Source organism: Geobacillus sp. GHH01, from assembly GCF_000336445.1.
Lineage (GTDB): Bacteria > Bacillota > Bacilli > Bacillales > Anoxybacillaceae > Geobacillus > Geobacillus zalihae.
In genome coordinates this window covers 1,930,042-1,946,847 of sequence record NC_020210.1, presented here as the reverse complement: position 1 = coordinate 1,946,847, position 16,806 = coordinate 1,930,042, and the positions used below count along the sequence as shown (strand labels likewise).

Here is a 16,806-nt window from a genome sequence, read left to right as displayed (position 1 = left end):
AAGAATAGAAAAGGGGGTACAGTTTATGAAAAAGAAAGCGTTCACATGGTTGGTTTTGCTAATGTTGATGGCGGGGATTGTGCTGTCTGGTTGTTCTTCTTCGTCGAGCGATTCTGCGAGCGAGGGGAAATCCGGAGACGGGAAAATTCATTTGAAGTTTATGCACGACTGGCCAAAAGGCAGTTCAACCGCTTACTACAATCTTGTAGAGGAGATTATTAAAGACTATGAAGCGAAGCATCCGAATGTTCAGATTGATGTAGAGGTATTAAATCCGGATCAATATCGGGATAAATTAAAAGTGTTGGCCGCTTCGAATGAATTGCCTGACGTAGGGTTGACGTGGTCGAACGGTTTTGCCGAACCATACGCCACTGGAGGACAATTTGCGCCGCTAAATGATATTATCGAAAAAGAATTTAAAGACCAGTTTGTACCTGGAACGGTAGAAGCGTATACCTTTAACGGCAAATCGTATGCGCTTCCAATGGAGATGAACATCACGTATATTTTCTACAACAAAGAGATTTTCAAAAAATATGGTCTTCAGGAACCGAAAACCTTTGAAGATTTGAAAAACATTGGGAAAACGTTGATCAAGCATGGGGTGATTCCAGCCACAGTCGGTTCAAAAGACGGATGGCCGGCATCGATGTGGTTTATGTACCTCGCTGACCGGATTGGCGGCCCGACGATTTTGACCGATGTCATTCAAGGAAAAGTGAAAATGTCTGACCCAGCTATTGTCAAAGCGGCAAAAGAAGTTCAAAATCTTGTGGATATGGGGTTCTTTGTCAAAGGGAACACTGCCTTCTCGAATGATGATGCTAAAGGTTATTTCCTAAACGAAAAGGCAGCCATGTTCTTAACGGCCACATGGGAGTTGCCGAACTTTACAACCAGCCCGGATGTGCCGCAAGAGTTTAAAGAGAAGGTTGGTTACTTTAAATTCCCACTGTATGAAGGCGGCAAAGGAACGGACATCAACAGTTATGTTGGCGGTCCTGGGTTAGGTGCATTCGTTGCAGAAAACTCAAAACATAAAGAACAAGCGAAAGATTTTGCGGCTTATCTCGTAAAAGAGTGGGGAAAACGTTCTGTTGAAGGCGCGGGCATTCTTCCGGCTATGAAAGTTGATACAGAAGGACTGGACGTACCACAAATGTATCTTGATGTCCTGAATGATATTAACAATGCAACAAACATTACGACTTGGTTTGACACCCAAGCAAGCCCGAATGTTTCTGAGCTGCACCATGACTTAATGACGGCCCTGTTTGGCAAACAAATCACGCCAGAAGAATTTGCGAAACAACATGATGACGCGTTGGCGGAGGAAGCCAACAAATAAGAATTTTGGGGGCATCTGGAACAACACATGCCCCCTTATTTGTAAAGAAGGAGTTATCAGCGATGAAAAACGTTATGTCCAATAAAACAGCCATCATTCTTTATGTCCTGCCGTCGCTTCTCCTTGTCTTGTTTTTAATTTATATCCCGATTGCGCTGACGGGATATTATGGATTGATGGATTGGAGCGGGGTAGGCCAGATGAAGTTCATCGGCTTGGAGAATTATAAAAAGCTTATTCATGACAAGCTGTTTTGGGAGAGCACCTGGCACTCCGTCTTGTTGGCGTTGTTTTCCGTTCTCAGTTTGATCGGCTATTTAATCGTTTCTTTAATATTAGCGAGCAAAATTAAGGGAGGGAATTTGTTTAGAAAAATTTACATTATTCCCATGCTTATGTCGTCTGTCGCCATCGCTCAACTTTGGATTAAGATTTTTGATCCGATGAATGGGCTGATTAACAGTTTATTGTCTATGTTTGGGATAAAAGAGACTCCACTTTGGTTGGCGGATCCGGATATGGCGCTATATTCGGTTTTCATCCCGATCGTTTGGCAGTATGCGGGGTTTTACATCATTATTATGTATGCGGCTTTGATCAATGTACCCCAAGAATTGATTGAAGCTGCAAGAATCGATGGTGCCAATGCCTTTCAAATTGCCTACAAAATTAAGGTGCCCCTTATTTCTGGGGTGTTAAAAGTATTGGTGATTCTAGCCGTTGTCGGGTCTTTGAAATATTTTGATTTGATTTACGTCATGACCGGAGGCGGCCCGGGGCATGCCACGGAAGTGATTGCTTCTTATATGTATAAAGAAGCGTTTGGGAAATTCAACTTCGGGTATGGAAGTGCGATTGGTTTTGGGTTGCTCATCCTTAGCATGGGAGCGACCTGGATGATTCAAAAAATGTTGAGAGTCAATCAAGAATAAAAGGAGAATTGACCATGAAAGAAAAGAAAATCTTAGATTCCAAGCCTCGTTCTCCTTTACGACAAATCGCAATGGGAATTCTTTACTTTATCTTGGTTGTCGTAGCGCTTCTTCAATTATATCCGTTAGTATGGTTATTCTTATTGTCGTTGAAGACGAATCAGGAAGTATTTGGAATGTCTCCGTTCGCTTTGCCGAAATCTCCGCGATGGGAAAATTATATAAATGCTTGGTTTGATGGAGGGATCAACCAATACTTTTTCAATAGTGTCTGGTATACGATCGTCGCTGTTGTATTGACTTTGATTTTAGCCAGTTTTGTCACGTTCGCCTTGACAAGAATGGAGTGGAAATTCAAAGGTGTTGTATTGGCTTTGTTTATGATCGCTTACATGATCCCGCTTCATTCGACGCTCATTCCGTTGTTTAATATTTATAATAAAATGAACTTAATTGATAACCCCGTTTCGATCATCCTTTCGTATACGACCTTTAACTTGCCGATTACGATTATGATTTTGCTAGGATTTTATCAGTCGTTGCCGCGCGAAATCGAAGAAGCGGCGGTAATGGACGGGTGCTCTGTTCATCGCATTTTTTTCCGCATCACATTGCCGATGACAGCGCCTGTTCTTGCGACTACAGCTATTATCAACATGATTTACAATTGGAATGAGTTTGTGTTTGTCAACACGTTCATTAGTTCGGAAAAATGGAAAACGATCACAGTCGGAGTCAATAATTTTGTCGGCCAATATCTCACCGACTGGGGGGCGATCGGCGCGACTTTGGTGATCAGCATTTTGCCGATTTTGATTGTGTACTTATTCTTGAGCGATCGAATTATTGAAGGATTGGTTGCCGGTTCGGTAAAAGGATGATGTCATATGTGATTGTGGTTAAGTTTGTTTGTGTTATATACAAACTAAACAAAATATAGTATGATGAAAATGATCAAATCGTTGCTTTTTCCATCGTTGGAGAGGGGGAGAGAGGTTGCGGATTAGGAAAGAAACATGGTCTTGTTTCAACGAAAAAGATGTTCTTTTATTTACGTTGACAAATGAACACGGCATGGAACTGTCCACGACAAACTACGGTTGCATCGTGACGGACCTCCGCGTTCCCGACCGGAACGGCAACATCGAAAACGTCGTGCTCGGGTTTGGACGATTTGAACCGTATGTTGAGAACGCCCCTTATTTCGGCGCCGTGATCGGCCGGGTGGCGGGGCGCATTCGTGGAGCGAGCTTCGAACTTGATGGAATCACATATCAACTGGCGAAAAACGAACACAACAACCATCTGCACGGCGGTTCGAACGGATTCCACCGCGTGCTGTGGCAGGCCGAGCCCGTCCAGCGCGACGATGCAGTGGGCGTCGTCTTTTCGTACACGAGCCCGGACGGGGAGGAAGGGTACCCGGGAACGGTTCATGTTCAAGTGGAATATTGGCTCAACAATGACAACGAATGGACCGTCACGTACCGGGCTCGTTCGGACAAAACAACTTTGCTCAATTTGACGAACCATACGTATTTTAACCTAAGCGGCAACGGCAAGCGCGATATATTGGATCACACGCTGACGATCCAAAGCTCGCGTGTGCTGGAATTGAATGAGGAGCTGATTCCGACAGGCCGCGTCTTGGATGTCGCCGGTACGCCGTTTGACTTGCGGCAAGGAAAGACGATCCGGGAGGCGGTCGAATCCGGGCATCCGCAAATTGAACTCGTTGGCGGGGGCTATGACCATCCGTTTTGGCTCGATCGGCATCATGACAAAGAGATTGTGCTTTCCGATCCGGAGAGTGGGCGGGTGCTGACGGTGGAGACGGATGAGGTCGGCGTGGTGGTGTATACATCGAACCAGCTGCCGGAAGGGTTGGATCTAGGCGGCGTGTCGTCGCGGAAATATTTAGGCATCTGCCTGGAAACGCAAGGACTGCCGGATGCGGTTCATCATCCGCAGTTTCCGTCGATCGTATTGCCAGCTGGCCAAGAGCGAGCATCAACGACGGTCTATCGGTTTGGCATCATTTGAATCAATGGAGGAAAGATAGAGGAATGATTGAACATGTAGAGACGCCGCACAGATTGGTCGCCCTGACGTTTGATGATGGACCGAATCCGGTTTATACATTGAACGTGTTGGAGATATTGGAGAAGGCATCTGGAAAAGCGACCTTTTTTATGATCGGAAGCCAGATGGAGAAGCATCCGGAAGTTGTAGAGGCGGTCAAGGCGCAAGGGCATGAAATTGGCAATCATACGTATTCTCACGCTAACCTGACTTCTCTAACGGAAGATGAGGCTTTGAGAGAAATGGAGTGGACGGATGCCATCATTACCGAGATGACTGGAGCGAAGCCCACGATTTTCCGTCCTCCTTATCTTGACTACAATGCAACTGTTGTTTCGATGTGCAACCATTTCGGCTACCAAATGATCGGTGCGCTCAATACGGATGCCCGAGACTGGGAACAACCAGGAGTTGATTATATTGTTCGGAAGAGTCGCCCCCATATAAAAAACGGGAGCATCTTGCTCTTTCATGACGGATTCGGAGATCGTTCACAAACGATCGAGGCTGTCAATATACTCGTATCCGAATTGTATTCGCAAGGTTACAAATTGGTCACGGTCAGCGAATTGTTGGAGCTGCAAGCTGGAAGCAGATGAAAAAGTAGCAGTTCTCTGATGCTCTGATGATTGATCGCATGCATAGTAAGAAAAGGGGAGAGTGAGCTATTCATGCCAACCAATGTATTTTTCAACGCCCATCACTCGCCGGTTGGGGCGTTTGCCAGCTTTACGCTAGGATTCCCAGGAAAAAGCGGAGGACTAGATTTGGAACTTGCCCGACCGCCACGGCAAAATGTCTTTATTGGCGTTGAGTCGCCGCATGAGCCGGGGCTGTATCATATCCTTCCATTCGCGGAAACAGCAGGCGAGGATGAAAGCAAACGATATGACATTGAAAATCCTGATCCGAATCCGCAAAAACCAAACATCCTGATTCCATTTGCGAAAGAGTGGATCGAACGCGAATTTCGCGTTGCCACGGATACATGGAAAGCCGGGGACTTGACGTTGACGATTTATTCACCGGTGAAGGCCGTACCAGACCCGGAAACGGCATCCGAGGAAGAGCTTAAGCTGGCGTTGGTCCCAGCTGTCATTGTCGAGATGACGATCGATAACACGAACGGAACAAGAACACGACGGGCGTTTTTCGGATTCGAAGGCACCGACCCGTATACTTCCATGCGGCGGATCGATGATACATGCCCGCAGCTGCGCGGGGTCGGTCAAGGGCGGATTTTGGGCATTGTATCCAAGGACGAGGGTGTTCGCTCAGCGCTGCATTTTAGCATGGAGGATATCTTAACGGCGACTCTCGAAGAAAACTGGACGTTTGGGCTCGGGAAAGTCGGTGCGTTAATCGTCGATGTGCCGGCGGGAGAAAAGAAAACGTATCAATTTGCTGTTTGCTTCTATCGTGGAGGTTGTGTGACGGCGGGAATGGATGCCTCTTATTTTTACACCCGTTTCTTCCGTAATATCGAAGAAGTCGGTCTTTATGCGTTAGAGCAGGCCGAGGTGTTAAAGCAGCAGGCGTTCCGTTCGAATGAACTCATTGAAAAAGAATGGCTCTCCGATGATCAAAAGTTTATGATGGCGCACGCGATCCGCAGCTACTATGGCAATACACAGCTGCTTGAGCATGAAGGAAAGCCGATTTGGGTCGTCAATGAAGGCGAGTACCGGATGATGAATACGTTTGATCTCACCGTCGACCAGCTCTTTTTTGAATTGAAAATGAATCCGTGGACGGTGAAAAATGTGCTTGACTTCTATGTCGAGCGCTACAGCTATGAGGATCGTGTCCGTTTCCCAGGAGATGAGACGGAATATCCCGGCGGCATCAGCTTCACTCATGATATGGGAGTCGCTAACACGTTCTCGCGTCCGCATTACTCGTCATATGAGCTATACGGGATCAGCGGTTGCTTTTCACATATGACGCACGAACAGCTCGTCAACTGGGTGCTTTGCGCGGCGGTATACATCGAACAAACGAAAGACTGGGCATGGCGCGACCGGCGGCTTACGATCTTGGAACAATGTCTCGAAAGCATGGTGCGCCGCGATCATCCGGATCCAGAAAAGCGGAACGGCGTGATGGGGCTTGACAGCACCCGCACCATGGGTGGAGCGGAAATCACAACGTATGATAGTTTGGATGTTTCCCTCGGCCAGGCGCGCAACAATTTATATTTGGCAGGAAAATGTTGGGCTGCCTATGTGGCGCTCGAAAAGTTGTTCCGCGATGTCGGTAAAGAGGAGCTGGCTGTGCTGGCGGGGAAGCAGGCGGAAAAATGCGCCGCGACGATTGTCAGTCACGTGACGGAGGACGGGTATATCCCAGCCGTGATGGGAGAAGGAAATGACTCGAAAATCATTCCGGCTATTGAGGGGCTTGTGTTTCCTTACTTTACGAACTGCCATGAGGCGTTAAAAGAAGACGGACGTTTTGGAGACTATATTCGTGCGCTGCGACAACATTTGCAATATGTGTTGCGGGAAGGAATTTGCCTATTCCCGGATGGGGGATGGAAAATTTCCTCGACAAGCAACAACTCGTGGTTGAGCAAAATTTACTTATGCCAGTTTATTGCCCGTCACATTTTAGGGTGGGAATGGGATGAACAAGGAAAACGAGCTGATGCGGCTCATGTTGCGTGGCTCACGCATCCGACGCTCTCCATTTGGAGTTGGAGCGACCAAATTATCGCTGGCGAAATCAGCGGCAGCAAATATTATCCGCGCGGCGTGACGAGCATTTTATGGTTGGAGGAGGGGGAATGAAGATGAACAGCTCCCTCCCCTCCCTCCGCGATGTATTCGCGAATGATTTCCGCATCGGGGCGGCGGTCAATCCTGTGACGATTGAGATGCAAAAACAGTTGTTGATCGATCATGTCAACAGTATTACGGCAGAGAACCATATGAAGTTTGAGCATCTTCAGCCGGAAGAAGGGAAATTTACCTTTCAGGAAGCGGATCGGATTGTTGATTTTGCTTGTTCGCACCGAATGGCGGTTCGAGGGCACACACTTGTATGGCACAACCAGACTCCGGATTGGGTGTTTCAAGATGGTCAAGGCCATTTCGTCAGTCGGGATGTGTTGCTTGAGCGGATGAAATGTCACATTTCAACTGTTGTACGGCGATACAAGGGAAAAATATATTGTTGGGATGTCGTCAACGAAGTGGTAGCCGACGAAGGAGACGAGTTGTTGAGGCCGTCGAAGTGGCGACAAATCATCGGGGACGATTTTATGGAACAAGCATTTCTCTACGCTTATGAAGCTGACCCAGATGCACTGCTTTTTTACAATGACTATAATGAATGTTTTCCGGAAAAGAGAGAAAAAATTTTTGCACTTGTCAAATCGCTGCGTGATAAAGGCATTCCGATTCATGGCATCGGGATGCAAGCGCATTGGAGCTTGACTCGCCCGTCGCTTGATGAAATTCGTGCGGCCATTGAACGATATGCGTCCCTTGGCGTTGTTCTTCATATTACGGAACTCGATGTATCCATGTTTGAATTTCACGATCGTCGAACCGATTTGGCAGCTCCGACGTCAGAAATGATCGAACAGCAAGCAGAGCGGTATGGGCAAATTTTCGCTTTGTTTAAGGAGTATCGCGATGTTATTCAAAGTGTCACATTTTGGGGAATTGCTGATGACCATACATGGCTCGATAACTTTCCAGTGCAGGGGAGAAAAAACTGGCCGCTTTTGTTCGATGAACAGCATAAACCGAAACCAGCTTTTTGGCGGGCAGTGAGTGTCTGATGATATTGCTTCACGTCGCGGCGAAGAGGGGAACAGCAAATAAGGGTTCCTCTCTTTGTGAATAATTAAAAGATTTCAGAAAATCATTGAATGTAAGTGGACTTTCCATTATAATAGGAAGCAGAACTAGTATACTAGTCATACTAGTAGTAGAAAAGCAAACGGCAAATCATGAAGCTGATTGACATTTTGACTATATGAACAGGGATGTCAATCGAGAATTCATTCTTCTGTTTGTCTGGAATCATGAGGGCGGCATTACAGCCATTTTGTAGGATGCGTCGTTTCAAACTAGTATACTAGAATGTTTGTAGAGCGGTGAGGAGTTGGGGTGCAATGATCTGAAATCGCTTTCCCAATAAAACCTTGAAAGGGGGGATTGAGACGGGGAATCGTTATGTTTTCTTTATCAAAAAGAATGTGATCGCAGCCAAGGGGGATTTTGAGACAATGGGATTGGAGGGAGAAATATGCTAAAAAAAGCGTTTGCGGCTTTAACCGCAACTGCACTGGCGGTTGGAATGCTTGCGGGATGTACGGACAGTCAATCTTCTTCGTCCAGTGGGTCTGGAGATTCAAAAGAGAAAAATGGCGTTGTAACCATTACAACTGTCCGCACATTAAAGGATGATACGAAATTTCGAGAGGGAGAGGATTTGAACAACAATCCTATCACACGATGGTCGGAAAAAGAATTAGGGATTAAATGGAAAACATTATGGACAGCTCCAAACGATGAACAGTATCACAATAAAATTCGCTTAGCTTTATCATCCGGACAGAAACTGCCTGACGTATTTAAAGTGTCAGACGGGCAGTTGATCAATGATTTAATTCGTTCCGGAAAAGTGATGCCGGTCGACGAAGCGATTGAGAAATATGCGTCACCGAGATTGAAAAAGATTTATGAGCAATTTCCGGAAGCGTTTTATCCGGCGACTGTCGATGGAAAGCGCTACGGAATTCCGCGGTTCTCTGGAGGCAATGGTTCTGACTCCTTGCTTTGGATTCGCAAAGATTGGCTTGATAAGTTAGGTCTTCAGCCGCCTAAAACAATCGAAGATCTCGAGAAAATCATGGACGCGTTTGTCAACAAAGACCCTGACGGCAATGGGAAAAAGGATACGATTGGCTTGACGCTGGCCAGCAAAAACGGATTGGCGACTTGGTTGGCCGACGGAAGCTTTATTTTCGGTGCTTATGGCAACTATGAACCTGGTTCATGGTCAAAAGGCGAAGATGGGAAACTTGTCTATGGATCGGTACAGCCTTCTATGAAAAAAGCGTTGGCTAAGCTGAATGAATGGTATCAAAAAGGATACTTGGACAAAGAAGTTGGCATTTTGGACGAACAGACGGCGATCAAAAGCTTTGTCGCTGGAAAATCGGGAATCATTTCTGCTCCTCCTTGGGCTGCTGGATGGCCAATCGCAGATGCGTTGAAAAATAATCCAGGAGCCGTTGTGGAACCATACCCACTGCCGAGTGGTCCGGATGGCAAAATCGGCCGGCGTGGCGAGGGATTGGTTACAGGCATGTTTTTGTTCAGCAAAGACTTTAAACATATGGATAAATTCTTCCAATACCTAGATGAAGCATACGCCTATGTGTATAATGACTCGAAATATTTTAAATACGGGTTGGCGGAAGGTTATGACTATGTGATGAAGAACGGCAAGCCCGTTTATGATGACAAGGAAATTCCAGGAGGAAGATTGGATCCAGGGGCTTATTTCATTACGGAAGCCATTCCTACCGTTCCGTACATGCTGTATGATCTAGTCGAGGAGTTGTATACAACGAAGCGTCAGCCGAAAAACGCCTATGAGTATACACGAATTGTATCTTTAGGTGAGTCGTTTATGAAAGCGGCTACAATCGTCAACCAACAAAATCAATACCGCATTGAAAACGAGTTTACAGGCCCGCCCACTAAAACGATGCAAAAACGCGGAGAGTTTTTGACAAAAATGGAACGTGAAACGTTTGCCAACATCATTTACGGACGGGCGCCACTGAGTGCATTTGATGATTTTGTGAAAAAATGGGAAGAATCTGGGGGCAAAGAAATTACAAAAGAAGTGAATGAATGGTATCAATCGGTAAAAGGAGAAAAGTAACGTTTCAACGATGGTGGGGTGCGGACGGGGGCGAGCAGTGAAAGAGAATTTACATCGATGTCCGCACCTGCTTTTTTGCAAGAGATGACGCCGGAAGGAGGAAACGGGTATGCAGTCGGCCGTCGATGTCAAAGGACAAACAACAGCGGTGGAAGCAAAGAGAGTTCAGAAAAGAAGAGGAACGTGGCAGTTGCATGTTATGTTGCTTCCTGCCCTCATCATTGTGTTGATTTTTCAATATGTTCCGATGCTAGGACTGGTCATGGCTTTTCAAGATTATGAGCCTTGGCTTGGCTTTTTGCGTTCTCCTTGGGTTGGTCTCGAGCATTTTAAAACGATGTTTGAATATGAAGACGCTCGTCAAGTCATATGGAATACATTGGTCATTTCAACATTAAAAATCATCTTTAACCTCGGTGTGCCTTTGGCGTTTGCGTTGCTTCTCAACGAAGTATACGTGATGAAGTTTAAGCGGACGGTTCAAACGATCGTGTATTTGCCGCACTTTTTGTCATGGGTGATTCTGGGCGGGATCTTGATTGACATGCTTTCTCCTGAAGGGGGGATTGTTAACCGTTTTTTATCAATATTCGGTGTTAAGCCTATTTTCTTCCTCGGAGATAACGATTGGTTTCGTACCGTTGTTGTCGTTACAGATGTGTGGAAAGAATGCGGATTTAACACGATTGTATTTTTAGCTGCCCTTACTTCCATTAACCCATCGTTGTATGAAGCGGCTATCGTGGATGGAGCCAACAGGTGGCAACAAACTATTTACATTACGTTGCCTTCCATGTTGCCGATCATCATTGTGGTTGGAACGTTGTCGCTCGGAAACATTTTAAATGCCGGATTTGATCAAATTTTAAACTTGTACAATCCGCTTGTTTACAAAACGGGTGATATCATCGATACGTATGTTTACCGTGTCGGCCTTTTGAACGGGGATTTTAGTTATGCGACAGCCGTTGGATTGTTTAAATCCGTCATCAGTTTTATTCTCGTGGTCACAGGGTATCGTCTCGCTTATAAGTATGCCAACTATAAAATCTTCTAAGGGAGGGGAGGTCTATGCATCATCACTACCAAAAAAGCTTGTCTTATAAACTATTCACTGTGTTTAACTATACTCTTTTAACGATCATTGCCGTTCTTTGCCTTTTGCCTCTCATCCATATTTTAGCCGTCTCATTCAGCGGCAGTGCAGCGGCGACCGCTAATCTGGTCGGACTGTGGCCCGTTGACTTTACGTTGGACGCTTATGAGAAAACGATTGGGAATGAAAATTTTTTGCGTTCCCTTTGGAATTCGTTTTTGCGTGTTGTATTGGGAACAGTCATTTCCATGGGAGTCATGTTATGCGCTGCCTATCCGCTGTCCAAAAGCGATGACGCCTTTCGTGGCCGGAAACTCTATATGTGGATTTTTGTGTTTACGATGTTGTTCCATGGCGGTCTCGTTCCGACTTATATGGTGGTGACGAAGCTCGGGTTGACAGATACGATTTGGGCGTTGATTTTACCGCCAGCTGTCAGCGCCTTTAACTTAATTTTGCTGGTGAACTTTTTCCGCACTTCGGTGCCGAAATCGCTTGAAGAGGCCGCTTTAATGGATGGCGCAAATCATTTTACGATTTTTTGGAAAATTTATTTGCCGATTTCGGTGCCTGCCATTGCGACGATTTCGCTCTTTACGATGGTTTTTCATTGGAACTCATGGTTTGATGGGTTGATTTATATGTCCGATGTGAAACATTACCCGTTATCTACGTTCTTACAAACGATTATTGTTCAACAGGATTTTACGAAAATGAGCGTCGATGCAGAAACATTGAAAAACTTATCTGAACGAACAGTGAAGGCGGCACAAATCTTCATCGCAGCTTTGCCGATGCTGATTGTTTATCCGTTTGTGCAAAAGTTTTTTGTGAAAGGGATTGTGTTGGGGGCGGAAAAAGAGTAACAGGAGGAGAATTCGACATGACGGCGGGATACGAACCTTGTTGGCTGCGGTATGAGCGGAAGGATCAATATAGTCGATTGCGGTTTGAGGAGATTGTGGCGAAAAGAACATCGCCCATTTTTCAAGCAGCCGTGGAAGAACTCCAAAAAGGGCTTCGTTCGATGATGGAGATTGAGCCGCAAGTGGTGCAGGAAGTAAATGAAACAGCTAATTCGATTTGGCTTGGGACGCTTGAAGATGAAGAGTTCGAGCGACCATTAGAGGGAACGCTTGTTCATCCTGAAGGGTATGTGATTCGATCGGATGTCGACGATGGCCCGTTCCGTATCTACATTATTGGGAAAACAGATGCTGGTGTGTTGTATGGTGTCTTTCATTTCCTCCGATTATTGCAAATGGGTGAGAACATCGCCCAACTGTCCATCATCGAGCAGCCAAAAAACCGGTTGCGCATGATCAATCATTGGGACAATATGGATGGCAGCATTGAGCGTGGATATGCTGGTCGGTCGATTTTCTTTGTCGATGACCAGTTTGTGAAACAAAACCAACGGATAAAAGATTATGCACGATTGCTGGCTTCTGTGGGTATTAACGCCATCTCCATCAACAATGTCAATGTACACAAAACCGAAACGAAACTCATCACCGATCACTTTTTGCCTGACGTGGCGGAAGTAGCGGATATCTTCCGAACCTACGGAATCAAAACATTTTTAAGTATCAACTACGCAAGCCCGATTGAGATTGGCGGGCTTCCAACAGCAGATCCACTTGACCCCGAGGTGCGACGGTGGTGGAACGAAACGGTTAAACGCATTTATCAATATATTCCTGATTTTGGCGGCTTCGTAGTCAAGGCGGATTCCGAGTTCCGTCCTGGCCCCTTTACATACGGCCGCGATCACGCGGAAGGAGCAAACATGTTGGCGGAAGCGTTAGCGCCGTTTGGGGGGCTCGTCATTTGGAGATGTTTTGTTTATAACTGCCAGCAGGATTGGCGCGATCGGACGACCGATCGGGCAAAAGCCGCATATGATCACTTTAAGCCATTGGATGGACAGTTTCGCGAGAATGTCATCTTGCAAATTAAAAACGGCCCAATGGATTTTCAAGTAAGGGAGCCGGTTTCTCCGTTATTTGGCGCTATGCCGAAAACCAATCAAATGATGGAGGTTCAAATCACTCAGGAATATACGGGACAGCAAAAACATTTATGCTTCTTGATTCCACAGTGGAAAGAGGTGCTTGATTTTGATACGTATGCCAAGGGAAAAGGGTCGGAAGTAAAAAAGGTAATTGATGGATCGCTATTTGACTATCGATACAGCGGGATCGCAGGGGTATCTAATATTGGCAGTGACCCAAACTGGACTGGGCATACGTTGGCCCAAGCAAACTTGTATGGATTTGGGCGGCTCGCTTGGAATCCGGATTTGTCTGCCGAAGAAATTGCTAACGAATGGGTTGTGCAAACGTTTGGGGACGATTCACAAGTCGTCGAGACGATCAGTTGGATGCTTCTATCTTCGTGGAGAATTTATGAAAACTACACCTCTCCGCTTGGCGTCGGCTGGATGGTGAACCCAGGGCACCATTATGGTCCTAATGTGGATGGCTATGAATATTCGCATTGGGGGACGTACCATTATGCCGACCGCGACGGGATCGGTGTTGACCGGACGGTTGCTACGGGAACAGGATATACGGCGCAGTACTTTCCGGAAAATGCAGCGATGTATGAGTCGCTCGACACTTGTCCGGATGAGCTGCTCTTGTTTTTCCATCACGTTCCGTACACTCATCGGCTGCATTCAGGGGAAACGGTCATTCAACATATTTACAATACTCATTTTGAAGGGGTTGAGCAGGCGAAACAGCTGCGGAAACGATGGGAACAACTGAAAGGGAAAATCGACGAAAAACGGTATCATGATGTATTGGAACGATTGACGATCCAAGTGGAACATGCTAAAGAATGGCGAGATGTCATCAATACGTACTTTTACCGGAAGTCAGGAATAGACGACCAATACGGGCGGAAAATTTATCGGTGAATAGGGGAGAGGAGCATGAAGGTTGTAAACGTGCCAAGCAACGGGAGGGAGAAGTTTAAAAAGAATTGGAAGTTTTGCGTTGGCACCGGGCGGCTCGGCCTTGCTTTGCAAAAGGAGTATTTGGATCACTTGAAACTCGTGCAAGAGAAAATAGGGTTTCGATACATCCGCGGTCATGGCTTGCTTTCCGATGATGTCGGAATTTATCGGGAAGTCGAAATCGATGGGGAAATGAAGCCGTTTTATAACTTTACGTACATCGACCGGATTGTTGATTCGTATTTAGCGTTGAATATCCGGCCGTTTATTGAATTTGGATTTATGCCAAAAGCGCTTGCTTCGGGAGACCAAACAGTTTTTTATTGGAAAGGCAACGTTACACCCCCGAAAGATTATAACAAGTGGCGTGATCTCATCGTAGCGGTCGTTTCCCATTTCATTGAGCGATACGGGATTGAGGAAGTGCGGACATGGCTGTTTGAAGTATGGAATGAACCTAATTTAGTGAACTTCTGGAAAGATGCCAACAAACAGGAGTATTTTAAGCTGTACGAGGTGACAGCCCGAGCGGTAAAAAGCGTTGATCCTCATTTGCAAGTTGGGGGACCGGCCATTTGCGGAGGAAGCGATGAATGGATTACGGATTTTCTCCACTTTTGCGCCGAACGGAGGGTGCCTGTTGATTTTGTCAGCCGCCATGCCTATACATCGAAGGCGCCGCATAAGAAAACGTTTGAATATTACTATCAAGAGCTTGAGCCGCCAGAAGATATGTTGGAGCAATTCAAAACGGTGCGCGCCTTGATTCGCCAGTCTCCGTTTCCGCATTTGCCATTGCATATTACCGAATATAATACATCGTACAGCCCCATCAACCCGATTCATGATACAGCGCTCAACGCAGCGTACATTGCGCGTATTTTAAGTGAGGGGGGAGATTACGTCGACTCGTTTTCATATTGGACGTTCAGCGATGTGTTTGAAGAAATGGACGTTCCGAAGGCGTTGTTTCACGGTGGGTTCGGTCTAGTTGCGCTTCACTCGATTCCCAAACCGACATTTCATGCGTTTACATTCTTTAATGCTCTAGGCGACGAACTGTTGTATCGTGACGGAGAGATGATTGTGACAAGGCGGAAAGATGGATCGATTGCCGCAGTGCTTTGGAATTTAGTGATGGAAAAAGGAGAAGGATTTACAAAAGAAGTGCAGCTGGTGATTCCAGTTTCATTTTCCGCTGTTTTTATCAAGCGGCAAATCGTCAATGAGCAGTACGGGAACGCGTGGAGAGTTTGGAAACAGATGGGGCGTCCCCGCTTTCCAAGCCGTCAAGCGGTGGAAACGTTGCGTCAAGTGGCGCAGCCTCATGTGATGACGGAGCAGAGACGGGCAACGGACGGTGTGATTCATTTATCTATTGTCCTATCAAAAAACGAAGTGACATTAATCGAGATTGAGCAAGTTCGAGATGAGACAAGCACATATGTCGGCTTAGATGATGGTGAAATAACATCGTATTCTTCATGAAAGATTACCAAAATGGTTTTGGAGGGACGAGATGGACGTAGTCACCATTGGCGAATCGATGGCCGTATTTACACCAACAAGTGTCGGCTTGATGAGACAGGCGACCACCTTTACTATGCGGATTGGCGGAGCGGAATCCAATGTCGCTGTCGGCCTTGCTCGATTAGGCCATCGTGTAGGATGGATCAGCAAGGTCGGAAGCGATGAGTTTGGAAAGGCGATTTTGTCTTTCCTGAAAGGTGAGGGAGTGGATGTCAGCCGGGTAAAAATGGATGGGGAAGCGCCGACCGGCATTTACTTTAAGGAACAAAGACGTCTAAACGATACGCGGGTATATTACTATCGCAAAGGATCAGCGGCGAGCAGGCTGACGCCTGCCGACTTGGATGAGAAATATATCGCGGAGGCAAAGTATTTGCATATTACGGGAATCACTCCGGCGTTAAGCGAGAATTGTCGTGAGATGATCTTTGCCGCCATGGCGATGGCTCGCCGTCATGGGGTGAAAATCGTTTTTGATCCGAATTTGCGGTTGAAACTATGGAATGAAGCGGATCGGGCCAAGGAAGTGATGCTTCGCATGGCAGCTGAATCAGATGTGGTTCTCCCTGGAGAAGCTGAGGCATCGTTTTTATTCGGAAAACATTCGGTTGAGGAATGGGGAAGCCGGCTGCTTGACATGGGCGCCTCGCTTGTTGTCATTAAACTAGGCGCAAATGGTGCCCATTATTTTACGAATGCGCATCATGAGTATGTTCCAGGGTTTCCTGTTGAAAGGGTAATCGACCCTGTCGGTGCTGGGGATGGGTTTGCAGCTGGGCTGCTATCCGGACTGCTTGAAGGACTTCGTTTAACAGAAGCGGTGCAGCGAGCGAATGCAGTTGGCGCGCTTGTGACAATGGTCGAGGGGGATGCTGATGGCATGCCGGAACGCGATGACGTCGAGCGCTTGATAAATCAGCGACGGGAAGATGTTACGCGATAAAGG

Annotated in this window: 13 protein-coding genes; all 13 read left to right on the top strand. The window is 46.5% G+C overall.

Annotated features, from left to right (window positions below; genetic code table 11):
* Window positions 1-25: 25 nt before the first annotated feature.
* The 13 genes from GHH_RS09565 to GHH_RS09505 all read left to right on the top strand — a co-directional run bounded on the left by GHH_RS09565 (window position 26) and on the right by GHH_RS09505 (window position 16,803).
* Window positions 26-1,351, top strand: coding sequence for an extracellular solute-binding protein (locus GHH_RS09565; RefSeq protein ID WP_015374983.1), 1,326 nt, complete (start codon window positions 26-28; stop codon window positions 1,349-1,351).
* A 62-nt stretch (window positions 1,352-1,413) separates the two neighbouring features.
* The gene (locus GHH_RS09560) at window positions 1,414-2,283 is read left to right on the top strand and encodes a carbohydrate ABC transporter permease (protein WP_013145180.1); all 870 of its coding nucleotides are present in this window, start codon (window positions 1,414-1,416) and stop codon (window positions 2,281-2,283) included.
* 14 nt (window positions 2,284-2,297) lie between these two features.
* Window positions 2,298-3,164, top strand: coding sequence for a carbohydrate ABC transporter permease (locus tag GHH_RS09555; protein ID WP_015374982.1), 867 nt, complete (start codon window positions 2,298-2,300; stop codon window positions 3,162-3,164).
* A gap of 115 nt (window positions 3,165-3,279) precedes the next feature.
* Complete coding sequence (locus tag GHH_RS09550; protein ID WP_015374981.1) at window positions 3,280-4,326, top strand: aldose epimerase family protein; 1,047 nt, start codon at window positions 3,280-3,282, stop codon at window positions 4,324-4,326.
* Between the two features lie 23 nt (window positions 4,327-4,349).
* Window positions 4,350-4,964, top strand: a complete 615-nt coding sequence (locus GHH_RS09545; protein WP_015374980.1) for a polysaccharide deacetylase family protein — start codon at window positions 4,350-4,352, stop codon at window positions 4,962-4,964.
* Between the two features lie 72 nt (window positions 4,965-5,036).
* Window positions 5,037-7,154, top strand: a complete 2,118-nt coding sequence (locus GHH_RS09540; RefSeq protein WP_015374979.1) for a glycoside hydrolase family 52 protein — start codon at window positions 5,037-5,039, stop codon at window positions 7,152-7,154.
* Between the two features lie 2 nt (window positions 7,155-7,156).
* Window positions 7,157-8,152 carry an endo-1,4-beta-xylanase gene (locus tag GHH_RS09535; protein ID WP_015374978.1) on the top strand — a complete coding sequence of 332 codons (996 nt, stop codon included), beginning with the start codon at window positions 7,157-7,159 and terminating at the stop codon, window positions 8,150-8,152.
* Between the two features lie 470 nt (window positions 8,153-8,622).
* The gene (locus GHH_RS09530; RefSeq protein ID WP_013145186.1) at window positions 8,623-10,272 is read left to right on the top strand and encodes an extracellular solute-binding protein; all 1,650 of its coding nucleotides are present in this window, start codon (window positions 8,623-8,625) and stop codon (window positions 10,270-10,272) included.
* 109 nt (window positions 10,273-10,381) lie between these two features.
* Window positions 10,382-11,329, top strand: coding sequence for a sugar ABC transporter permease (locus GHH_RS09525; protein WP_013145187.1), 948 nt, complete (start codon window positions 10,382-10,384; stop codon window positions 11,327-11,329).
* Window positions 11,330-11,343: 14 nt separating this feature from the next.
* A complete protein-coding gene (locus tag GHH_RS09520) occupies window positions 11,344-12,234 on the top strand; it encodes a carbohydrate ABC transporter permease (RefSeq protein ID WP_015374977.1) in 891 nt (296 codons plus the stop codon).
* A gap of 17 nt (window positions 12,235-12,251) precedes the next feature.
* Window positions 12,252-14,291 (top strand): alpha-glucuronidase family glycosyl hydrolase, encoded by a 2,040-nt coding sequence (locus GHH_RS09515; RefSeq protein ID WP_015374976.1) that lies wholly within the window; start codon window positions 12,252-12,254, stop codon window positions 14,289-14,291.
* Window positions 14,292-14,306: 15 nt separating this feature from the next.
* A complete protein-coding gene (locus tag GHH_RS09510; RefSeq protein WP_015374975.1) occupies window positions 14,307-15,818 on the top strand; it encodes a beta-xylosidase in 1,512 nt (503 codons plus the stop codon).
* Between the two features lie 31 nt (window positions 15,819-15,849).
* The gene (locus tag GHH_RS09505) at window positions 15,850-16,803 is read left to right on the top strand and encodes a sugar kinase (RefSeq protein ID WP_015374974.1); all 954 of its coding nucleotides are present in this window, start codon (window positions 15,850-15,852) and stop codon (window positions 16,801-16,803) included.
* Window positions 16,804-16,806: the final 3 nt, after the last annotated feature.